The sequence below is a fragment of the Chitinasiproducens palmae genome (assembly GCF_900095735.1).
Classification (GTDB): Bacteria; Pseudomonadota; Gammaproteobacteria; order Burkholderiales; family Burkholderiaceae; genus Chitinasiproducens; species Chitinasiproducens palmae.
In genome coordinates, this window is record NZ_FNLO01000012.1 from 143,331 (window position 1) to 162,599 (window position 19,269).

The 19,269-nt window shown below is 66.2% G+C and carries 18 protein-coding genes; 14 read left to right on the top strand and 4 right to left on the bottom strand.

Features of this window, described 5'->3' with window-relative positions:
* The first annotated feature begins 16 nt into the window (after window positions 1–16).
* The 13 genes from BLU54_RS18475 (at window position 17) to BLU54_RS18535 (ending at window position 14,161) form a co-directional block, all read left to right on the top strand.
* Entirely contained in the window at window positions 17–796 is a 780-nt protein-coding gene (locus BLU54_RS18475; protein WP_091911693.1) for an SDR family oxidoreductase, read from the top strand.
* Between the two features lie 11 nt (window positions 797–807).
* Complete coding sequence (locus BLU54_RS18480) at window positions 808–1,674, top strand: fumarylacetoacetate hydrolase family protein (RefSeq protein ID WP_091911696.1); 867 nt, start codon at window positions 808–810, stop codon at window positions 1,672–1,674.
* Window positions 1,675–1,710: 36 nt separating this feature from the next.
* Window positions 1,711–3,015, top strand: a complete 1,305-nt coding sequence (locus BLU54_RS18485; protein WP_091911699.1) for a LysR family transcriptional regulator — start codon at window positions 1,711–1,713, stop codon at window positions 3,013–3,015.
* Window positions 3,016–3,396: 381 nt separating this feature from the next.
* Window positions 3,397–4,893 (top strand): MFS transporter, encoded by a 1,497-nt coding sequence (locus tag BLU54_RS18490; RefSeq protein WP_091911701.1) that lies wholly within the window; start codon window positions 3,397–3,399, stop codon window positions 4,891–4,893.
* 229 nt (window positions 4,894–5,122) lie between these two features.
* Window positions 5,123–5,926 (top strand): maleate cis-trans isomerase family protein, encoded by an 804-nt coding sequence (locus BLU54_RS18495; protein WP_091911704.1) that lies wholly within the window; start codon window positions 5,123–5,125, stop codon window positions 5,924–5,926.
* Window positions 5,914–6,735: an amidohydrolase family protein gene (locus BLU54_RS18500; RefSeq protein ID WP_091911705.1), complete on the top strand. Its 822-nt coding sequence runs from the start codon at window positions 5,914–5,916 to the stop codon at window positions 6,733–6,735. The genes BLU54_RS18495 and BLU54_RS18500 overlap by 13 nt, the downstream gene beginning before the upstream one ends.
* An 83-nt stretch (window positions 6,736–6,818) precedes the next feature.
* Window positions 6,819–8,033: an MFS transporter gene (locus BLU54_RS18505; RefSeq protein ID WP_091911707.1), complete on the top strand. Its 1,215-nt coding sequence runs from the start codon at window positions 6,819–6,821 to the stop codon at window positions 8,031–8,033.
* A gap of 217 nt (window positions 8,034–8,250) precedes the next feature.
* Window positions 8,251–9,384, top strand: a complete 1,134-nt coding sequence (locus BLU54_RS18510) for a porin (protein ID WP_091911709.1) — start codon at window positions 8,251–8,253, stop codon at window positions 9,382–9,384.
* 336 nt (window positions 9,385–9,720) lie between these two features.
* A complete protein-coding gene (locus tag BLU54_RS18515; RefSeq protein ID WP_139169753.1) occupies window positions 9,721–10,281 on the top strand; it encodes a hypothetical protein in 561 nt (186 codons plus the stop codon).
* 153 nt (window positions 10,282–10,434) lie between these two features.
* A complete protein-coding gene (locus BLU54_RS18520; RefSeq protein WP_091911713.1) occupies window positions 10,435–10,851 on the top strand; it encodes a hypothetical protein in 417 nt (138 codons plus the stop codon).
* A gap of 251 nt (window positions 10,852–11,102) precedes the next feature.
* Window positions 11,103–11,492: a hypothetical protein gene (locus tag BLU54_RS18525; RefSeq protein WP_211435376.1), complete on the top strand. Its 390-nt coding sequence runs from the start codon at window positions 11,103–11,105 to the stop codon at window positions 11,490–11,492.
* A gap of 441 nt (window positions 11,493–11,933) precedes the next feature.
* Window positions 11,934–12,629 (top strand): O-methyltransferase, encoded by a 696-nt coding sequence (locus BLU54_RS18530; protein ID WP_091911715.1) that lies wholly within the window; start codon window positions 11,934–11,936, stop codon window positions 12,627–12,629.
* Between the two features lie 155 nt (window positions 12,630–12,784).
* Entirely contained in the window at window positions 12,785–14,161 is a 1,377-nt protein-coding gene (locus tag BLU54_RS18535; protein WP_091911717.1) for a CoA transferase, read from the top strand.
* A 141-nt stretch (window positions 14,162–14,302) separates the two neighbouring features.
* Here the strand turns inward: BLU54_RS18535 and BLU54_RS18540 are convergent, their stop codons facing one another.
* Window positions 14,303–14,734 (bottom strand): carboxymuconolactone decarboxylase family protein, encoded by a 432-nt coding sequence (locus BLU54_RS18540; protein ID WP_091911719.1) that lies wholly within the window; start codon window positions 14,732–14,734, stop codon window positions 14,303–14,305.
* Between the two features lie 102 nt (window positions 14,735–14,836).
* On the opposite strand from BLU54_RS18540, the gene pdxR reads away from it, so the two are divergent.
* Window positions 14,837–16,285 carry a MocR-like pyridoxine biosynthesis transcription factor PdxR gene (gene pdxR / locus BLU54_RS18545; protein ID WP_091911721.1) on the top strand — a complete coding sequence of 483 codons (1,449 nt, stop codon included), beginning with the start codon at window positions 14,837–14,839 and terminating at the stop codon, window positions 16,283–16,285.
* A 15-nt stretch (window positions 16,286–16,300) separates the two neighbouring features.
* On the opposite strand, the gene BLU54_RS18550 is transcribed toward pdxR, so the two are convergent.
* Genes BLU54_RS18550 through BLU54_RS18560 form a run of 3 tightly spaced genes read right to left on the bottom strand, consistent with a single transcriptional unit; the run spans window position 16,301 to window position 19,057 of the window.
* A complete protein-coding gene (locus BLU54_RS18550) occupies window positions 16,301–17,092 on the bottom strand; it encodes an aldolase (protein WP_091911810.1) in 792 nt (263 codons plus the stop codon).
* Window positions 17,085–17,750, bottom strand: coding sequence for a glutathione S-transferase family protein (locus BLU54_RS18555; protein WP_091911723.1), 666 nt, complete (start codon window positions 17,748–17,750; stop codon window positions 17,085–17,087). The genes BLU54_RS18550 and BLU54_RS18555 overlap by 8 nt, the downstream gene beginning before the upstream one ends.
* On the bottom strand, window positions 17,747–19,057 hold the full coding sequence (locus tag BLU54_RS18560; RefSeq protein WP_211435377.1) for an MFS transporter: 1,311 nt from the start codon (window positions 19,055–19,057) through the stop codon (window positions 17,747–17,749). The genes BLU54_RS18555 and BLU54_RS18560 overlap by 4 nt, the downstream gene beginning before the upstream one ends.
* Window positions 19,058–19,269: the final 212 nt, after the last annotated feature.

Sequence of the window (19,269 nt, forward strand, 5' to 3'; positions counted from 1 at the left end):
CTAGGAGAATACCGAGATGGATCTTGGCATCACTGGCCGGACCGCCCTGGTGTGCGCGTCCTCGCGCGGCCTGGGGCTGGCATGTGCGACAGCGCTCGCCCGCGAAGGCTGTCGCGTTTTCATCAATGGCCGCGACGCGGGTGCGCTGGAAGCGGCCGCGCACGCCATCGAGCATGCCACCGGCGTGCGAGTGCAGCGCATCGTCGCCGACCTCAACACGGAGGCAGGTCGAGCGGCCCTGATCGCAGCCTGCCCGGAACCCGACATCCTGGTCAACAACAACGCCGGACCGGAGCCTGGCAAGATCGCGGACTGGACACGGGAAGACTGGTTGGGCGCGGTCGAGGCAAACATGCTCGCCCCGGTGTTCCTGATCAAGACTTACCTGCCGGGCATGCGCAGCCGCCGCTTTGGGCGCATCGTCAACATTACCTCGGCAATGGTCAAGTCGCCCAGCGCGACGATGGGTCTGTCCGCGGCCGTGCGAGCCGGCTTGACCGCACTGAGCAAGTCGGTCCAGCGCGACTCCGTCGTTGACAACGTGACCATCAACAACATGCTGCCCGAGCGCTTCGACACCGATCGACAGCGCTACATGGCCGATCGCATGTCGCAACGCGAGAGCATCACGGTGGCGGAGGCCAAGCAGCGGATCGCGGCGACCATCGCCGCCAAGCGGCTGGGCCAGCCGTCGGAATTCGGCGATGCGTGCGCATTCCTGTGCAGCGCCCAGGCCGGCTTCATTTCGGGACAAAACCTGCAACTGGACGGCGGCTCCTACGCCGGCCTGGTGTAAAGGAGAAAAGCGTGCGATACGCAAGTTTTCTGATCAAAGGCGAAGCCAGCTACGGCATTGTCACGGACCGGGGCGTGATCGACCTCGGGCGACGCTTCGGCGATCGATTCGCGGACCTGCAGGCGCTCGTGGCAGCCGATTTCCCGGCGGAGGTCGCCGCTGCCGCGGCCGAGCCGGTCGATTACCCGCTCGACGCAATTGCCTGGCAAGTGCCGATTGCACGGCCCGTGCACATCTGGTGCCTGGCGCTCAACTACGTCGAACACCACACCGAGGTGCAAAGCGCCGGACGCGTGCAGGAGCTGCCGAAGTCACCGGCGCTCTTCGCCCGCGCCAGCGACTCGCTGGTCGCGCACGGCGCGCCGCTACGCCATCCCGGTGTCAGCGAACAGTTCGATTTCGAGGGCGAACTGGTCGTCGTGATTGGCAAGCGCGGCTTCCAGGTAGCGGCCGAGGACGCGATGGCGCATGTTGCCGGCTACACGATCATGAACGAAGGCAGCGTGCGCGACTGGCAGTTCCACACCCGTCAGATCACGCCCGGCAAGAATTTCTTCCGAAGCGGCGCCGTCGGCCCTTGGATCGTGCCGCGCAGTGACGTCGCCGACGTCGACGCACTGCGCATCCGCACCACGCTCAACGGCAAGACGATGCAGGACGATGTCGTCGCAAGCATGGTTCACAAGATCCCGGCGTTCATCGCGTATGTCTCGACGATCGCGCCGCTGTGTCCCGGCGACCTGCTGGCCACCGGCACTCCGAGCGGCGTCGGCTTCTCGCGAAAGCCGCCTGTCTTCATGAAGCCAGGCGATCTGTGCGAAATCACGATCGATGGCATCGGTACGCTGGCCAACCGTGTCGAGGCCGATACCGCATAATCCTGTTGCTCTCCTGCCCAGGCCGACCCACGTCCCATGTCACGCGCCGCTCCCCGTCTCGCCGCCACCGCTACCACTGCTGCCACTGCTGCCGCCGCCAGCGTCGATGCATCATCCGGCACGCGCGTCGGCGGTGCGGCGCGCATGCCGAGCATCTGGCAGCTAAGGGTTTTCGAGACGATCGCGCGACACGAGAACGTCACCCAGGCGTCGCAGGAACTGCTGCGTTCCCAGCCCGCCACCACCGCCTGCATCGCCAGCCTCGAAACACTGCTTGGCATCGCCCTCTTCGAGCGCTCGACCACCGGCACCTACCTCACGCCCGCCGGCGTTGCCGCACTTGTACGCACCCGCAAGATTCTCCACGCGGTGGAATCGGCACTTGGCGAGCTAGGCAGCACCCGCTCCGTTGCACCGCCGGTACTGGCCGGCGGCATTACCCGCACGCAAATGCGGTGTCTGATCGCGATCGAGGCGTGCGGTTCGTTCCGCGCCGCGGCGCGGCTGCTGGGCATCACCGAGGCCTCGTTGCAACGCGCCGCGCGCACGCTGGAACAGAATCTCGGCGCGCCGCTCTACCGCCATACCGCGCTCGGCGTCGCCACCACCGACGTCGGCAAGACCTTCGCGCAGCGACTAGGCGCGGTTTCCGAACAGATCGTCGCGCTGCTCGACACCCTGCGGCACTACGAACCGCCGAAAGACCGATGCGTCACGCTCGGGGTTCTGCTGCTCGATCCGACGATCCTGATCGTCAACGCAATCCGGGAGCTTGGACAGGCCTTTCCCGACGCACGCGTGGTCGTGATCAACGGCACCTACGATGCGCTGCTCAGCAAGCTGCTACGCGGCGACATCGACTTCATGCTTGGCTTGCTCAAGCAGCCCGATGCCGCGTTCGATTTCGTCGAGACCCCGTTGTATCGGGAACGCTATTGCGTGGTCGCGAGCCGCGAACATTCGCTCGCCCGCGCGCCTCACGTCAGCGTGGAGACCTTGCGGCGGTATCAGTGGGTGCTGCCGCCGAAGGGTTCGCCGCGGCGCGAGGCCTATGAGCACGTTTTCTCCGAGGGGCTGCCGCCGGCCGCCAGCATCGAAACCTATTCGTTGTCGACGATTCGCATCGTCTTGACCGATTCGGACATGCTGACAGTGCTCAGTTGGACCGAGGTCCTCAGCGAGCGGCGCTTCGGCCTGCTTGCACCGCTGCAGGTGGACGTGCCCTGGGAGAATGGACCGGTGGTCGGCATCACCTCGCGGCACGGCTGGCAAGCGAACGAACTGCAAACCGCATTCATCGAAAACCTGCAGCGCAACGCCGCCGCGATCAACGCCAGTTGAAGGTCCGCGCGGTGCGGTGCCGATACCTGTGCCACCGACACCGTCGCGGACGCCAAACGGTGCCGGCCTCCCGCAGCGGCCTCGCGCATCGAAGGTACGTATCGGCCGCGGGTCTTGACCCGTCTTGACCGCGCGTATCGGCCATTCTCGAACGCGTGCCGCACGCACAAGCTCGGGTCACGCGACGCAGCAAGATCCGATTGTCGCGCGCCGATTTCCTATGCCTTCCTAAAAAAGCCGGTTCCTATAATCGAGTGGCGAACTCGCGTTGCCCGGCGGCATGCCGATTCTCGACGAACCGTGTTCCGTCGGATCGAAGGCAAGTCGCCGATAGCGACGACAAAGACGAGCGCACCCTTGCTCTCGGGAGACGGAGGCTTCATGCAACATTCGGAAAGCGGGCGCAGCCCGTTTCAAGATCAGCGCGTCCTGTCAGGCCGGCAGCGTGGCCTGCTCGTGCTGATCGGCGTTGGCAGCATGCTGGAATTCTGGGACGCCTACCTGATCGGTTTCATCATGGCGTTCCTGATCAAGCCGTGGGGATTGACCTATGGCGTAATGGGCGCCGTGCTGCTCGCGTCCGGCGCAGGCGCGGTAGTCGGCGGCATGGTCTGGGGCGCGATCGCGGACCGGCTTGGCCGCAAGCCGGTCTTCGTCGCGTCCCTGCTCCTGCTTGCGCTGGCGAGCGTCGGCCTGGCCCTGACGCCCGACGGCGGCTGGATCTACATGGCCGTGCTGCGGATCGTGATCGGCTTTTGCACCGGCGGTTACTTTATCCAGATCGCACTGGTCAACGAGTTCATGCCGCCGCAGCGCCGGGCCACCTTGACCGGGGTGGTGTCGGCGATCACCACCGGCGGCCTGTTGCTGGGTGCCTTCAGCGGCGCCTTCCTGATTCCGGCGCTCGGCTGGCGCTGGACCTTCGGGCTCGGCGCGGCGCCGGCGCTGATCGCACTGCTAGGCGTGTTCCTGATTCCCGAATCGCCACGCTGGCTCGCCCAGCAGGGCCGGCAGGCGGCCGCCCGCGAAGCGGTCGCCTGGGCCCTCGCACAACCCGTGCACATGGTCGCGGCCCCCGCGGCGCCCCCCACGGCGTCACCCGCCGCCGACGCGGCGTTGCAGGCAAGACCGCGTTGGCGAGACATCTTCCATTATCCACGCAGCGTCGTCACCGCAACGCTCGTGAACATGGGGCTGATCTCCGGCTACTACGGGATCGTGCTGTGGTCGCCAACGCTGCTGTCACAGGTGCAGCGGCTCAGCCCGGCTCGCGCGTCGATGTGGATGATCGCCTTCAGCGTGCTCGGCATGGGGACGCGTCTCGGCGCGGCGCTGCTGGCCGACCGCATCGGAAGGCGCAAAACCGGCGGCTACTTCGCCATCGTCTCGGCGGTCGCGCTGTTCGTGGCCGGTTACGTCGGGCACGGCGACCTCCTGACGCCCGCGTGGTTCTGGGCGCCGCTGCTGCTCGCCTTCGTTTTTGCCGACGGCAGCTTCGCGATATGCGCGGTGTATTCGACGGAGATCTGGCCAACGCGGCTACGCGGCAGCGGCGCGGGCTTCGCGGGTCTGACGGGTTCGGTCGGCAAGATGCTGGGGCCGATGGGCTTGGCCCTGGTGGCCGGCTCCAGCAGCGTCGTGATGCCCGGCGCCACCTTGAATGTCATCGTGCCGGCCTTCCAGTTTCTCGCGTTCTGTCTGCTCGTATGCGGGCTGACCTATCTGTTGATCGGCATCGAGGCGCGCGGCGAAACGCTGGAAACGCTCGACACGCGTTTCGAGAATGAGCGAAACACGCGGCGCGCACGCGCGTCTCGCGACGGCACCGCGGTCCGCAACCCAGCCACCCGCACCGCGCGTCGCCCGACGCGGCCGTGACGACGGGCGCAGGCATCGCGCCTGACGGTCCGGCAAGTCCGCCCGCGCCGCACCGTCTGCCACGCATCGCCTGCCGAAAGCGATCTGCCTGGCACGCGGCGACGCTGCCGCGCGAGGAACGGGGCGCACAGCAAAAACCGATCGCCGGTGCGTGTTTCGGATTGGGACCGGGCACATTGCATCACTAGACTCAATCAACGCCGCGACGATCCGACAGGAGAGAAAACCGATGAAGCAACTGCGCGTAGGCATGGTCGTGCCCTCGCTGAACACGATCGCCGAAGACGATTTCCGGCGCTACTGCCCTGGCGAGGTCGCCTACCACGTCCATCGCATCCGCCTACGCAAGGAAGCCGGCCGTGTCACCACGGAGAGTCTGGCACGCGCCTGGCTGGAAGCAATCGAGCAGAGCGAGTATGTGGCCGACCTGTTGCCCGACGCAGTGCTGTTCAACTGTACCGGCGCGAGCGTCGGATATGGGGACGACTGCGACGCGCTGCTGGCGCAACGCATGGAAGCACAGCTAGGCGTGCCCGCCACCAACACGATGGTCGCGATCAAGGCCGCGCTGCGGGCCGTGTCGGCCACCCGCGTGCTACACGTCTGCCCGTTCACCGATACGTTTTCCCGCATCGAGCACGCATCGCTCTCGCGCAGCGGCATCGACGTTGCAAACACCGTTTCGCTCGATTTCACCGATGCCCGGGTCGCCGCCCGCATGACGCCCGACGAACTGGCCAGCATCGTGCACGCGCGCGTCAACGAACAACGCAGCGGTGCCGCAGCGATCGGCGCGGTGCTGTTGTCCTGCGCGAACGTCCGCGCCTTCGAAGCCGTCGCGCCACTGGAGGCCAGCCTCGGCGTGCCCGTCGTTACGAGCAACCAGGCCGCGCTCTGGGCCGTGCTGGCGCTCGCCGGCTGGCGTGGCAGCATCCGTGACGCGGGACGGCTGTTCGACGTGACACTGCCTGCCGCCGATGCGGCGCAATTTTCTCATTCGTCACAGGACCGGCTTCTCTCATGCGGATCGTAGACGCTCAAGTACATGCCTGGTCGAACGGTGAATCGACGGGCCATCATCGACGCGCGCCCATCACGGCCGAGGTTCTGAAAAGCGAGATGGCGGATGCCGGGGTTGCGCGAGCGGTACTGGTGCCGCCGCTGTGGGACCCGGATGGCAACGCCTATTCGCTGCGCGTCGCGCAAGAGGATCCGAACCGTTTCTCGGTGATGGGGCTGTTGCCCCGCATCATCGACGATCCGGTCGCATGCCTGCGTGGCTGGCAGAGTCAGCCCGGCATGCGCGGCATGCGCGGCATGCGCGGCATGCGCTTCCTGTTCAACTCCCCGGAGCGTCTCGCGCCGCTGCGCGAAGGACGGCTCGACGCGATATGGACCATTGCGGAGCAGGCCGAGCTGGTGGTCGCGCTGTTGATCCCCGGCGCGCTGCCGCTGGTCGACGAGATCGCGCGTCGCCATCCGAACTTGCGCCTGGTCGTCGACCATCTCGGGGTGCCGCGCGGCGCCACCGGCCCGGGCGCATTTGATCATCTGCCGGCCCTGCTCGCGCTGGCGCCCCATCGCAATGTGTACGTCAAGGCAGTCGGCGTCGGCGATTATGCGCTCGACCCCTATCCGTTCCGCTCGCTGACACCGACCTTGCGACGCGTGTACGACGCGTTCGGCCCGGACCGTATCCTGTGGGGCAGCGACCTGTCGCGGCTTCATCATCCTTACCGGCAGTGCGTGACCCATTTCTGCGAAACGCTCTCCTGGCTGGCGCAGCACGAACTGGAGGGCATCATGGGAGGCAATGTGTGCCGGCTCCTCGACTGGCCCTGACACGGCCGCCAGTCGACAACCAAGACCACCACGAAAACGACACGCCGGGCAACCCGCACCGGCGGACATTTCGGAGACAAATCATGTTCACACCAGGTAGTTGGCCGTGCCTGATCCTGCTGTTCGTCTACGGCACCGTTGCAACGTCGCTCGTAACGCAAGCCGTCCCGGTGATCGGCGACATCGCGCGCTACTTCCATCTCTCCCATGCCGCGGCCGGCTGGGTGATCTCGATTCCCTCGCTGATCACCGCCGTTGGCGCGTTGTTCGGCGGCTGGCTGGTGGACCGCATTGGTGACAGGCGCGTCATCGCCGCCGGTGCCGCCTGCGCGTGCGTTGGCAACCTGGCAGTGTTCTTCTCGCACGACGTCGGCATGCTGCTGGCGGGCCGGCTGATCGAGGGCATCGGCTACCTATCGCTGACGGTCGGCGCGGTCACGCTCATCATGCGCACGACAACCGGCCCACGGCGCAGCGTAGCGCTCGGCCTGTGGACCGCGCACACCGCGGTCGGCATCGGCATGACGCTCAGCATCGTTGCGCCGTTGGCGCAGCACGGCGAGCGTTGGCGTTGGGCCTTCGGCGGCCACGCGGTCCTGATGGCCGCCCTGCTGCTCGCCACGGTCCTGCTGCCCGGCAAACGCGGGGCCGCCGCACCGCGCCGTCTGGTCGACATCTGGACAGTGCTGTCCAGCCTGCCTCCGTATCGCGTGGCGCTCGCTTCCGGGGCTTCGGCGTTCGTGCAAACTGGCATCATGGCAGCGCTCACCGTGTATCTGGCGCGAACCTTCGGCGTGAGCGTCGGCAAGGCGGCGGGCGTCGGCACGATGGCCGAAGTGTTCGTCGTGCTGGCATGCATCGGCGTAGGCCAATTGCTGAAGGCGGGTCACAACATCCGCGTGCTCGCGTTGATCTCAGGCGCGCTGTCCTTGCTGGGCGGCGCCGGACTTTATCTGCCCGCCACGTCGTTCGCGGGAGCGATCGTCGCGATCTGCGTGTTCTCTGTCGGTATCGGCGCCCTCAATGCCCTGATCTGGACTCTGGTGCCGGCGGCCGCGCCAAGCCTGGCGACGCTCGGTGCCACCAACGGGCTGGTCGCGCAGGCGACCTATCTTGGCGTGCTGCTGGGTCCGCCGGCAATCTTCACGAGCTTCAGTGAGGGCGGCTGGACCTTGCGTGTCGGCCTGGTCATCGCTGCCACGGCGCTGCAGCTGCTACCCATCCCCATCTGGTCCTCACGACCGCCCCGGCCATTGCGCATGACGGACAGTCACGCCGAATCCGCACACAGCCACTGAAATTTGGCCGTGAAGCGTCCAACCCGGACACAGCCGCCGCGCATGGCGCGGCTGGCGTCGACCGGTCGAACCATGCCCTTTGCCACGGCCGCCGCGCCCGCCTGCCGTCTGACACGCGGTGCGGGCCTGTCCGTGCGCGCAAATCGCATGCGCGTGCCGCCAGTGGCCGGGAGCAAGTCGCACCGCTTTCGCACAAAAAACAAAGATCGGAGACCTCATGTCGATTCGTACGCGCTTTGCCGGCAGCGTTGTCCGTGCCGCCCTGTTGGGCACGGCCGCGCTCGCGGGCCCCGTCCATGCCCAGACCGTGACACTCTACGGCGTCATCTCCACCGGCATACAGTACGTCAGCAATGCCAACGGCGGTCGCCAGTTCGCTCTTGCCAACGGCGGCATGATGCCGCCGCGCTTCGGCTTCCGGGGCGACGAGGACCTGGGCGGAGGCAATCATGCCATCTTCACGCTCGAAAACGGTTTTTCGATCGCCAATGGCGCACTGCTCGGCGGCATGTTTGGACGTCAGGCATTCGTGGGGCTGCGCAACGACCGCTATGGCACACTGACTGCCGGCAGGCAGTATGAGGAGATGACGTCGTCGCTGTGGTGGGCGATGTCCGCCAACGTGTTCTCCGGAATCGGCGCGCATATCGGCGACAACGACAACATGTTCTTTACCAACCGCTTCAACAACTCGGTGCGCTATCAATCGCCGACGCTGAACGGTCTGACGTTCGCGAGCAGTTTCGCCTTCGCCAACTCAACCGCCTTCTCCAACAACGACGGCTTCAGTCTCAGCGCCAACTACGCGCGCGGTCCATTGAAGCTTGGGGTCGCGGCGACACAGTTCAACCGCCGCAGCAACGCCACGCCAGCGAACCTGACTGCTGGCGCGGTCGACAGCACCGGGTGGGGCTTCAGTTCGCCCTTCGTGCTGAGCCAAAGCGGCGCGGGAACCGATCAGCAACGCATTTTCGGCGCAGGCGCGGGCTACGACTTCGGTGTCATCAATGTCACCGCCGATTACACCAACGTGCTGTTCAATTACAGCGATACCACCGGCCTGCGCCTGCAAAATGCCGAGTTGTCGGCATACACGCGCATCACGCCCTCCTGGCTGATCGGCGCGACCTACATCTTCACCTACGGCGAATATTCGGGCGGCGACAAGCCGCGCTGGCATCAGGTGGACGTGGGCACGCTCTACTCGTTCAGCAAGCGCACCGACGGCTTCGTCACCGCCGTCTATCAGCGCGCCGCCGGCGACGCACGCTACGCGCAGATTTATAGTCTCGCGGCGTCGAGCGGAAAAAGTCAGACGATGATTCAGATAGGCTTGCGCCACCGGTTCTGAGCGCCCTCGCGACGCGCTCGCCGCAAGGGCGGCAACCATCCGCGACCAACACCCGCAGCGCTGGCGCTGGCGCCTTTCATCCGCGCCGGCGAGATGAATGCTACGCTGTCTCGACACAACGCCGCCGCTCCTGTCACCAGGCGCGCGGCGTCGCCCGCGTTAGGCGGTTAGGCGCTGTCGCGCCGGACCGGTCGCGGCGCGCTGCGCCACGCTGCGCGCGATATGGACGGTGCCGCGCCGCACATCTCGCAACGGCTCCAGCGCGGACAGTCGCACACGCGCTGCACGCTGTCGCACCGTGCAGCACCTTGCCTGCGGGACAAATCGAGGAAAGGCATGAGTTGGAAGACACGCTTGCAGTCGGGCTTGTTGCGAACCGCATCGTCGCCGGAACGCAATGCAGCCGAGGGCCACGCCGCGCCACGCGAGGTGCCGCACCAGCGTGCCGACGATCCTACCGTACGGGCCTGCGTTCGCTTGTTGGGCATGGTTCACGAGTTGCACAAGGCGGGCTACCAGCGGCTCCGCATCTCTCCGGGCATGGCGCCGAGCGGCGTCCACTGGCGTTGCACGATCACGCATGCCGGCAATGTCATGACTGATGGCTATACACCGGTGAGCAGCGAAGCGGGTCAGGTCGTCCGCTATTCGTCGGCCAGCGGCGATGCGTACTTCGGCTGGCACGACGCGGCCGGGCGTACCGCACGAGAGCTTGCGACATGCTTCATCGAGCGCTTTCCCGCGCTCGCGCGCGCCAGTGCAGGCAGGGACTGGCGCTACGCGGGATGGCTGACGGAAATGCTAGGCAGGGCCGAACAGGGTCGTCCCGCTGACCTGCCGGTGCTGTTTGCCGATTATCCACTGGATTGCGCGGAGATCCTGCCCCCGCCGCCGTGACGCGTGATCATGCGTGATGACCACCTGGGCGCGGCAGTCGGTCAACGAGCGGCAGTCCGTCCGCTAAGACGCGGGCCGGTGACCGGGTCGCGATAACGCGAGCTACCTTTCGGTATGTTAGGCTGGTTATCGACCTAACTGCCGAGGAGCGCCATGTCCAAATCTGCATGGGTGTTTGCCTTGCTCGCTGGCTGTGCCGCTGGGCACACCGCCATCGCCGCGTCATCGAACCAGTTCGATCTGGTCTGCAAAGGCCAGGAACAAAAGGCCACCGGCAAGCCAGCCACACCATGGAGCGAACGCTTTCGCGTGGATCTGGATGCGCGCCGCTGGTGCCGCGGCGCATGCAAGACGGCCGCCGAGATCGGCAGCATCAGCGCCGACGCCATCGTACTGCCAGACAGCCGCGCGTCGATCGGCGGTCCGGCAGATGCAGAAGCGACGCTGTCGCGCACCGACGGCAAGATCAAGGAATATGTCTACATGGGCTGGTCGAATTCGACCGCAACGCTTGCCGAAGGCACGTGCACGCGCGAGTACTTCAGCGGCTTGCCAAGCCAGCGTTTCTGACACGCGATGCGTGTGCGAGCGCGCGCGGCAGCCACACCGCCCGCCCGGATAGTCGCACGCGCGATCACATCGCGCGCGCCGCCACATACGGTGTCTTCGGACAGGTACGCGAGCAGCGGTCCGGCACCTGACGAGCGCCGCCCGCGGCGATGTCGCGAAAATCGCTGGGTGCCACGCCTGCGGGCAACTGCCCTGCCCGCAACGCCCGATCCGCTGCGCGAAGCGTTGCGTCGACGTGCTGGATGCGCCCAATGAAGACGTTGTTTCGATGGCTTCGACGGCATCGCTACGATGCCAAGCCCGATGCCGACGCAGGCGTCGGACAGACGCTGTTCGAAGACATCCGTTTCCTGCATCGCTTTCGGCGCTACCGAATGAGCGCGGTCGTCTGGCGTCGCCCCAGTGAGGACGAACGCAGGGAAATCGACTCTCATCCGCAGTTCGGCCGTTTCGGCGACGACACCATCGCCGTGGCCGATCGCGACGGCCGCCGTCTGATTGTGCGCGAACGCTTCTGGCACGGCTGGCCCGATCCGCCGCGCTTCGTGTTCTTTGCGGTTGCGGGCGAAATCATCTGGAGCGCGGCGGATTTCGATGGCTGGCCCGCGCGCTGGTCCGCGCTCGACGACGTGTCGCTTTAGGCGGCCCGCGCGGCACTGGCTGATGCTCCCGTCCGGCTTCAGGCCGGATGCAGAAAGCCGCACTCGGCAAGCGACGCCGCGCGGGACGCGCCTGCCGGCTGACGCCGCATGCGCGCTCGACTCGACGATCGGCGGCAACGGACGCACCATGCGCCGCCTCCCGGCGACATCGCCCTCCGTTCGCGCTCTGCCGCGCGTTGGGTATTTTTCCTCCCCCGAAAACGCGAATGTTTCTCGTGCTCGCGTCGCGAAGCACACCGGGCAAGCGCCTGTGCAATACGACGAAAGTCTTGCCGCGCGGGGCTGCCGGCCGGCGCGCCCGGCCTGACTGGCGCGCGGCGCGGATGCGATTAGTCGGATCGCGACGCAGCACGTATTCTTGAATGCGACTGATCAGTCACGTCTTTCGCTTATCGCGCCCTTTCTCCAGCCACGAGTGACATGAGCCATTTTCCCGCTGCCACAGAGACCCTCGGCACCCTGCATACAGCCCCTCTTGCCCCGTTGTTGACCCGGCTTTTTGCCCAGGCGGAGGAGAACTCCCCACGCAACGCTGAGGCCCTTGCCGATTTATCCGACGACGAGCTCGAAAGACAGATGCGCAGCAAGACCGGCTACATCGACTTCTACACGCGCCTGAAGGACTTTCCGCTTGCGGTGTCGCCCGAGACCGGCCAGCTGCTGTACATGCTCGCTCGCAGCATGCGGGCGCAGAACGTCGTCGAATTCGGAACCTCGTTCGGCGTTTCGACGCTGCATCTCGCCGCCGCGCTCCGCGACAACGGCGGCGGACGTCTGATCAGTTGCGAATTCGAACCGTCAAAGATCGAGCGTGCCCAGCGCAACTTGAGCGAAGCCCGCCTGCTCGACCTCGTCGAATTGCGGGCTGGCGATGCGCTGCAGACACTGTCCGCCGACTTGCCGGCTGCGATCGATCTTGTACTGCTCGACGGCGCCAAGGCACTTTATCCCGAAATCCTTGCACTGCTCGAGGATCGCTTGCGACCGGGTGCCTTTGTCGTCGCCGACAACGCGGACCACAGCCCGGCTTATCTCGCGCGGGTGCGTTCGAGCAATGCCGGCTACATGTCGATCCCAGTCGGTGCCGACGTCGAACTTTCAATGCGGCTCGGATGAATTAATATGACCTCGGCGCGCCGTCGCCAGGTCGCGCGGCAGGCCAGCCGCGCGACCGCAACGACTGACTCGCGGGGGACCACGCGCGTTCAACATCCGTTCAAGGCGCGCCGCCCTGTCCGGCATTCGACGAGATCATCAACGGAGCAAACGACATGCGCGCGATCGACCATCTGGCGGAAATCTGGACAGCGGCGGGGCACGACGCAGGTGCGCTGTCGTACTGTGCGCTGGACACGCATCCACAGACTTTCCCCTCGTCGTTTGCGGTCGATCTGGCGGCTCAGACCACGGTCGCCGCGGCAGCGCTTGCGGCCAGCGAATTCGCGCATACGCGTGGCGCGGCGCGCCAGCGGATCGCAGTCAGCAGTCCGCATGCCGCGGTGGAAGCCGCCGGCTGGTTCGCGATCGACGGCCGGGTGCCGGATCTGTGGGATGCGTTCTCCGGGCTTTATCCGTGCCGCGACGGCTACGTGCGCATCCATGCCAACTTTGCGCATCACCGCAACGGCGCACTGCGCTTGCTGGGCGTCGATCCGGATACCGCGACGCGCGCGGACGCCGAGGCAGCGTTGCGCGACTGGGAGGCGGTGGCGTTCGAAAGCGCTGCCACCGAGCGCGGCCTTGTCGTATCCGCGTTGCGGAGCTTCGAGGTCTGGGACGGGATGCCACAGGGGCAGGTGCTCGCGACCGCGCCGTTGCTGACGATCGAACGTATCGGCGACGGCGCGCCCCGCTCTCTGCCTGCGCTCGGCGACACCGATCCGGTACTCAGCGGGATACGGGTCCTGGATCTGACCCGCATACTTGCCGGACCGGTCGGCACACGCACGCTGGCCGCGTTCGGCGCGGATGTGATGCTGGTCAATTCGCCGACGCTGCCCAACATCGATGCGATTGCGGAGACGAGCCGAGGCAAACGCTCGGTGCACGTCGATCTCAAAACACCAGCGGGCGTCGACCGGCTGCGCGGGCTGATACACGACGCGCACGTGTTCGTGCAAGGCTATCGGCCCGGCGCACTCGCACACCTGGGCTTCGCGCCGCACGAAATCGCCGCACTTCGGCCGGGCATTGTGCAAGTTTCGCTTTCCGCTTATGGCAGACACGGCCCGTGGTCCGCGAAACGCGGCTTCGACTCGCTGGTGCAAACGGCCACCGGCTTCAACGTCGCCGAAGGCGCCGCCTTCGGCGAGGCAAAGCCACGCGCGCTGCCCATGCAGATACTGGATCAAGCCACCGGCTTCCTGATCGCGTTCGGCGCGGCAACGGCGCTGCGACGTCAGCGACTGGAAGGCGGCAGTTGGCATGTCGAGGTGTCGCTGGCTCAGACCGCACAGTGGCTGCGGCGGCTGCCACGCATCACGCCGGCCGAGTGCAGCGGCCCGCCCGACCGCACGCCCTATCTCGACACCTACGCTTCGGGCTTTGGTACGCTCGAGGCCGTACGCCCCAGCGCGATGTTCGAACGCACGCCGGCAGCCTTCGCGAGACCATCGAAGCCGCCGGGCAGCGACGCGGCCGCTTGGTAAGCGCAACGATCGCGCAGGCGCTTCGCGATGCGCACCGCGGCGCACTGCGTCGATGGTGTTGCGGCAACACGGCGGGCGCCGCACTGTGCACCTGGCGACGCTCCGCGCCATGCGCCCTCGCCTACGCGTCCTCCCTTGGCGCTACTGGCGCGCGCCGATCGCCATCCGATTCAGTGCGCTCATCAACGCGATTGCGAAACACAGATCGGCGATCTCGGCTTCGCTGAAATGTGCGCGCAACGGTGCGTAATCCGCATCCGGCGCGTGCGTGGTCGCCACGTCGACCAACGCTTCGGTCCAGGCCAGCGCGGCTCGCTCCTGCTCGCTGAAATGGGCGCTCAAGCGCCACGCGGCCAGCGAGTCGAGCTTGGCGTCCGCCACGCCGCGAGCACGCAGCGAAGCGCCGTGCATTTCAAGACAGAACGCGCAGCCATTGATCTGCGACGTGCGCAGATAGACCAGCTCGATGAGGTCCTTGCCCAGACTGCTCTCGTCAAGTGCTTTCTTGGTGGCCAACAGGCCTTGATACGCGTTCGGCGACAGGGTCCGATAGGACAGGCGCAATGGTGTCACGGAAATTCCTCCAGGAGCGTTTCAAGCCGGGACGTTCACTTGCCTCGGTGCAGGCACTCTAAGAGAATGACGTCCCAACGCACAGGGTCAAGAAAGCCGAAGATGACTGGGACATCAAAGACGCTCGTCGCGTCGCTGGCCGCCGCGCGCGACGGCGGCACGCCGCTCCATCTGCAGATCTACCGGCGTTTTCGAGATGCCATCGCGGCTGGCGAACTGCGTCCCGGTGAGCGGGTGCCATCGGTTCGCAGCCTCGCAAGCGAGCTAGGTGTGGCGCGTGGAACAGTCGAAGTCGCGTATCAACTGCTGGGCAGCGAAGGCTACTTCCTGGCACGCGGCCCGGCCGGCACGGTCGTCTCTCCCCACCTCGCCGCGCCGCCGCAGCAGCCGCAACCGCAACCGCAGCCCGAACACCCGGCGTGGCGCGACGCGGCGAGCGACGACGTTGCCGCGGCTGCGGCACCGTGGCCGTTCCAGCTCGGCCTGCCCGCGCTCGACGCGTTCCCGCGCAAGACATGGACACGACTGGCGAGCCGCGCCGCGCGCAGTCTGGACACCGCCGCGTTGCGTTACCCGGACCCTGCCGGCCTGCCATCGCTGAGGCATGCCATCGCCGGCTATCTCGGCGTCTCGCGCGGCTTTGCATGCAGCGCCACTCAGGTCTTCGTGACGGCAGGCTACCGTGGCGCTCTGGATTTGATCTGCCATGCCGTGCTGCGCGGCGGCGATCTCGGGTGGCACGAAGATCCAGGCTATCCGCTGGCAAGCGCGTTCCTGGCGCGGGCGGGAATGCGTCTGACGCCTGTGCCGGTCGACGACGAGGGCTTGAATGTACAACTCGGCCGGCAACGCGCGGAGCATGCGCGCTTCGCGCTGGTGACGCCGACGCACCAGAGCCCGACCGGCTGCGCGCTGTCCCTTCGACGCAGGCTGGCGCTGCTGGAGTGGGCGCGCGAGCGCGACGCATGGGTCATCGAGGACGACTACGACAGCGAATTCCGGTACAGCGGGCGGCCGTTGCCGGCGTTACGCAGCCTTGATCGAGACGAGCGCGTGCTTTACGCCGGAACCTTCAGCAAGGTGCTGTTTCCAGGTTTGCGGTTGGCGTATCTGGTCGCGCCTGCGTCGCTGGTACCACGCTTCGCGCAAGCAGCCCGGCATCTGCCCGGCCCCGGTGCGATCCAGCCGCAGCAGACCGTCGCGGCATTCATCGAGGACGGCCACTTCGCCCGTCACCTGCGGAAGATGCGCACGCTCTACGCGACGCGCCGCGCGTGGCTCGCCGATGCGTTGACCGAGACCTTCGGCGCACGAGTGCGGGTGCGTCCGCAAGCCGGCGGCATTCATCTGCTGGTCGATCTGCTCGATCAGCGGCCCGACATCGTACTGGCCGGCGCGGCGCAGGCGGACGGGCTGGCCGTGCAAGCGCTCGGCGCATGGCAGTGTGCCGCCGCCCCAGGCGGACTGTTGCTCGGCTTCGCGAATATCGCCAGCCGCGCCGACGCCACGACGCTGGTGCTGCGCCTGCGCGACGCCTTCGCGCGCGCGTGACACGACGTCGGGCGACTATCGTGGCGCGGTTGCAGCCACGGACAAGGCGTCCGGAGCGCGACGCAGCGTGCGCCGCGCGAACATCGCGAAGCTCGCCTTGACCACGCTGGGCTGCAGCAGAAAGTCGTGCGACTCCTTGGCGAGCACGGGATCCACCTCCTGCACCGGACCCAGCGTCTCCGCCATCAACTGGTTGCGCGCGGCACGCTCGATCAGTACCGACAGGTAGGCGGTCTCCTCGATCGATGAGGTGGCCGCGAGAAAGCCGTGATTGGCCAGCAGGATCGTGCGCCGATCGCCAAGCGCGCCGGAAATGATTTCGCCTTCGTTGTCGGCGATCGGCAGTCCCGGCCATTCTTTCAGGAACGCGCAGTCGTCCGCGAACGGCGTGGCGTCCATGTGCGCCACGCGCAGCGGGCGGCCCGTCATCGACAAGGTCGAAACATAGGGCGGATGCGTGTGGACAATGCATCGCACATCGGGCCGGCGCCGATAGACCCACATGTGGAAGCGGACTGCCGGATTCGGCATGCCGGGGCCGTCGAGCACCTTCATCGATTCGTCCATGCGAATCACGTGGCGCGGCTCGATTTCGTCGAAGCCAACGGCCATCGGCGTGGTCAGGTAGCTGCCGTCGTCGCAGCGAACGCTGATCTGACCGGCAAGCGTCTCGGAATGGCCTTCCAGCGCGAGCATCCGGCACGTCAAGACAACCTTCTCGATGTCGGTCCAGCTGCCGAGATCGAGGCGATTCGTCATGTCGGCCACGGCGCGGTCGGTGACCGCCTGTTTCACTTCGTCAAGCATCATCTCTCTCCATTGCATTGATCGTGTCGCCTGCCGCTCGGCCAGTCGCCGGTGGCAGACCGGGCATCGACACATATCCGTCCAGTGCGGCAACGCGCGCGATCCAATGCAGCACGTTGCCAAAATCGTCCAGCGGCACGCGGCCTTCGCGCGCCAGCCCAACGTAGGGGAAACAGGCGAGGTCCGCGATCGTCGGGCGTGCCGCCGCCAGCCAGGATCGGCCTGCCAATGCGCCGTCCAGCACTTGCAGCGCACGCAGTCCCTTCGCCTGGGCCGCGCCAATATCGACGGCCTCGCCAAGCAGATAGTGCACGCGTGCCGGCTGCAGGCTGTTGCCGATCTCGTTTGCGGCGAACGACAGCCAGCGCGCCACCTCGCCTGCCTCGAATGGGTCCGCCCCCAACCACTGCGACCCGTAGCGGTGCGCCAGATAGGTCAGGATCGCCTGGCTGTCGCATACGACATGACCTGCGTCGTCGAAGACGGGGATCTGCCTCGCCGCATTCAAGTGTCCGAACCACGGCGCGTGGTGGGCGCCATTCGGCACATCGACCAACTCGCTGCGGTAGTCGAGGGCCAGCATCGACAGGAGCAGGCGAACCTTGTGGCAGTTTCCGGACAGCGGATGATCGTAGAGGATGCGTGCGGACCGGTTCATTCCACCTCCGTGGGTTTCATCAACCATGCGCTCAATGCGCCGATCAGACCAAGGCCGGCGAGATAGATGCCGACCGAGCCGATGCCGCCCATCCGGGCCACCAGCGTGGCGTCGATCAGGGGCGCGAGGCCACCACCGAGCGCGGCCGCCACCTGGATGCCGATCGAGATTCCGGAGTAGCGCAGCTCGGGCGGAAACTGGGCGCTGTACAGGCTCGACTGCGGGCCGAAGATAATCGGATAGTTCAGCGCCAGCGCGACCACGGCGGCGCCGGTGAACGATGACAGCGAGCCACTGCCCATCGCATGGAACAACGGCACGGCCATCACGGCCATCAGCAAGGTGCCGATGATGTACAGGCGCCGCGCGCCGATCTTGTCGCCGATCCAGCCGAACAGCGGAATCGTGAAGATCTGGCAGGCGGAGCCGATCATGATCGCATTCAGGGCGTCGCCACGCGTGAAGCCGAGGTTGCCGATCGCATAGGAAATCGAGAAAACGACGATCGTATAGACCAGCGTGACTTCAGCCAGCTTGCCGCCGATCGCCAGCAGCAGCGGGCGCTTGTGGTGCGCCAGCACGTCCCGCGCGGGCACCGCGGCAATGCGACGTTGCGCCTTGACCGCCGCGAAATCCGGTGTTTCATCGACCTTCAGCCGAATGAAGATGCCGACCACGACCAACGCCGCGCTGGCGAGGAATGGAATGCGCCAGCCCCAGCTGAGGAAGCTGGCATTCGGCAGCATGTTGACTAGCGCGAAGGCGCCTGTTGCCATCAGGATGCCGATCGGCGCGCCTGCTTGCGGCAGGCTGCCAAAAAACGATTTCGCGCGGGGCGGCGCATGTTCGACCGCCATCAGCATCGCGCCACCCAGTTCGCCGCCAAAGGAGATGCCCTGTCCGATGCGGAGCAGAACCAGCAACACAGCGGCCCAGATGCCGATCGAATCGTAGGTGGGTAGCAGCCCGATCAGCGTCGTACACACGCCCATCAGCACGAGGCTGAGAATCAGAATCGATTTGCGCCCGATGCGGTCGCCGAAGTGACCGAAGATCACGCCACCCAGCGGTCGAGCCAGCAGGCCCGAAGCAAATGCGCTGAACGCCGCCAGGGTGCCGGTCGCCGGATCGAGACTGGGAAAGAACAGCTTGTTGAACACCAGTGCGGCGGCCGTACCGTATACCAAAAAATCGAATGCTTCGATGGCCGTCCCCGCCATCGAGGCCGCCGCTACCCTCACCAACTGCCGATCGGCCGGCGCGCCACTGGCGGCCAGGCCGGGCGCGTCTCGCGCTACGTCGCTCATCGCTTTCTCTCCGGTGGCGGCTGCCGCCGCGTTGTGGATGCCGTGCGTCATCCCGATTTGTCCGACCTTTCGTCTAGTGGACAACTTTGTTGTCCAACCAGCCGCAGTCTAATCGCTTAAAATTCCTCGCAACAAAGAAAAAAATTAGGCATTTACCCGACCACGGGATGAGGAGGCCACTTTTGTCGGCAGACAGGCAGACCGCGCCCACT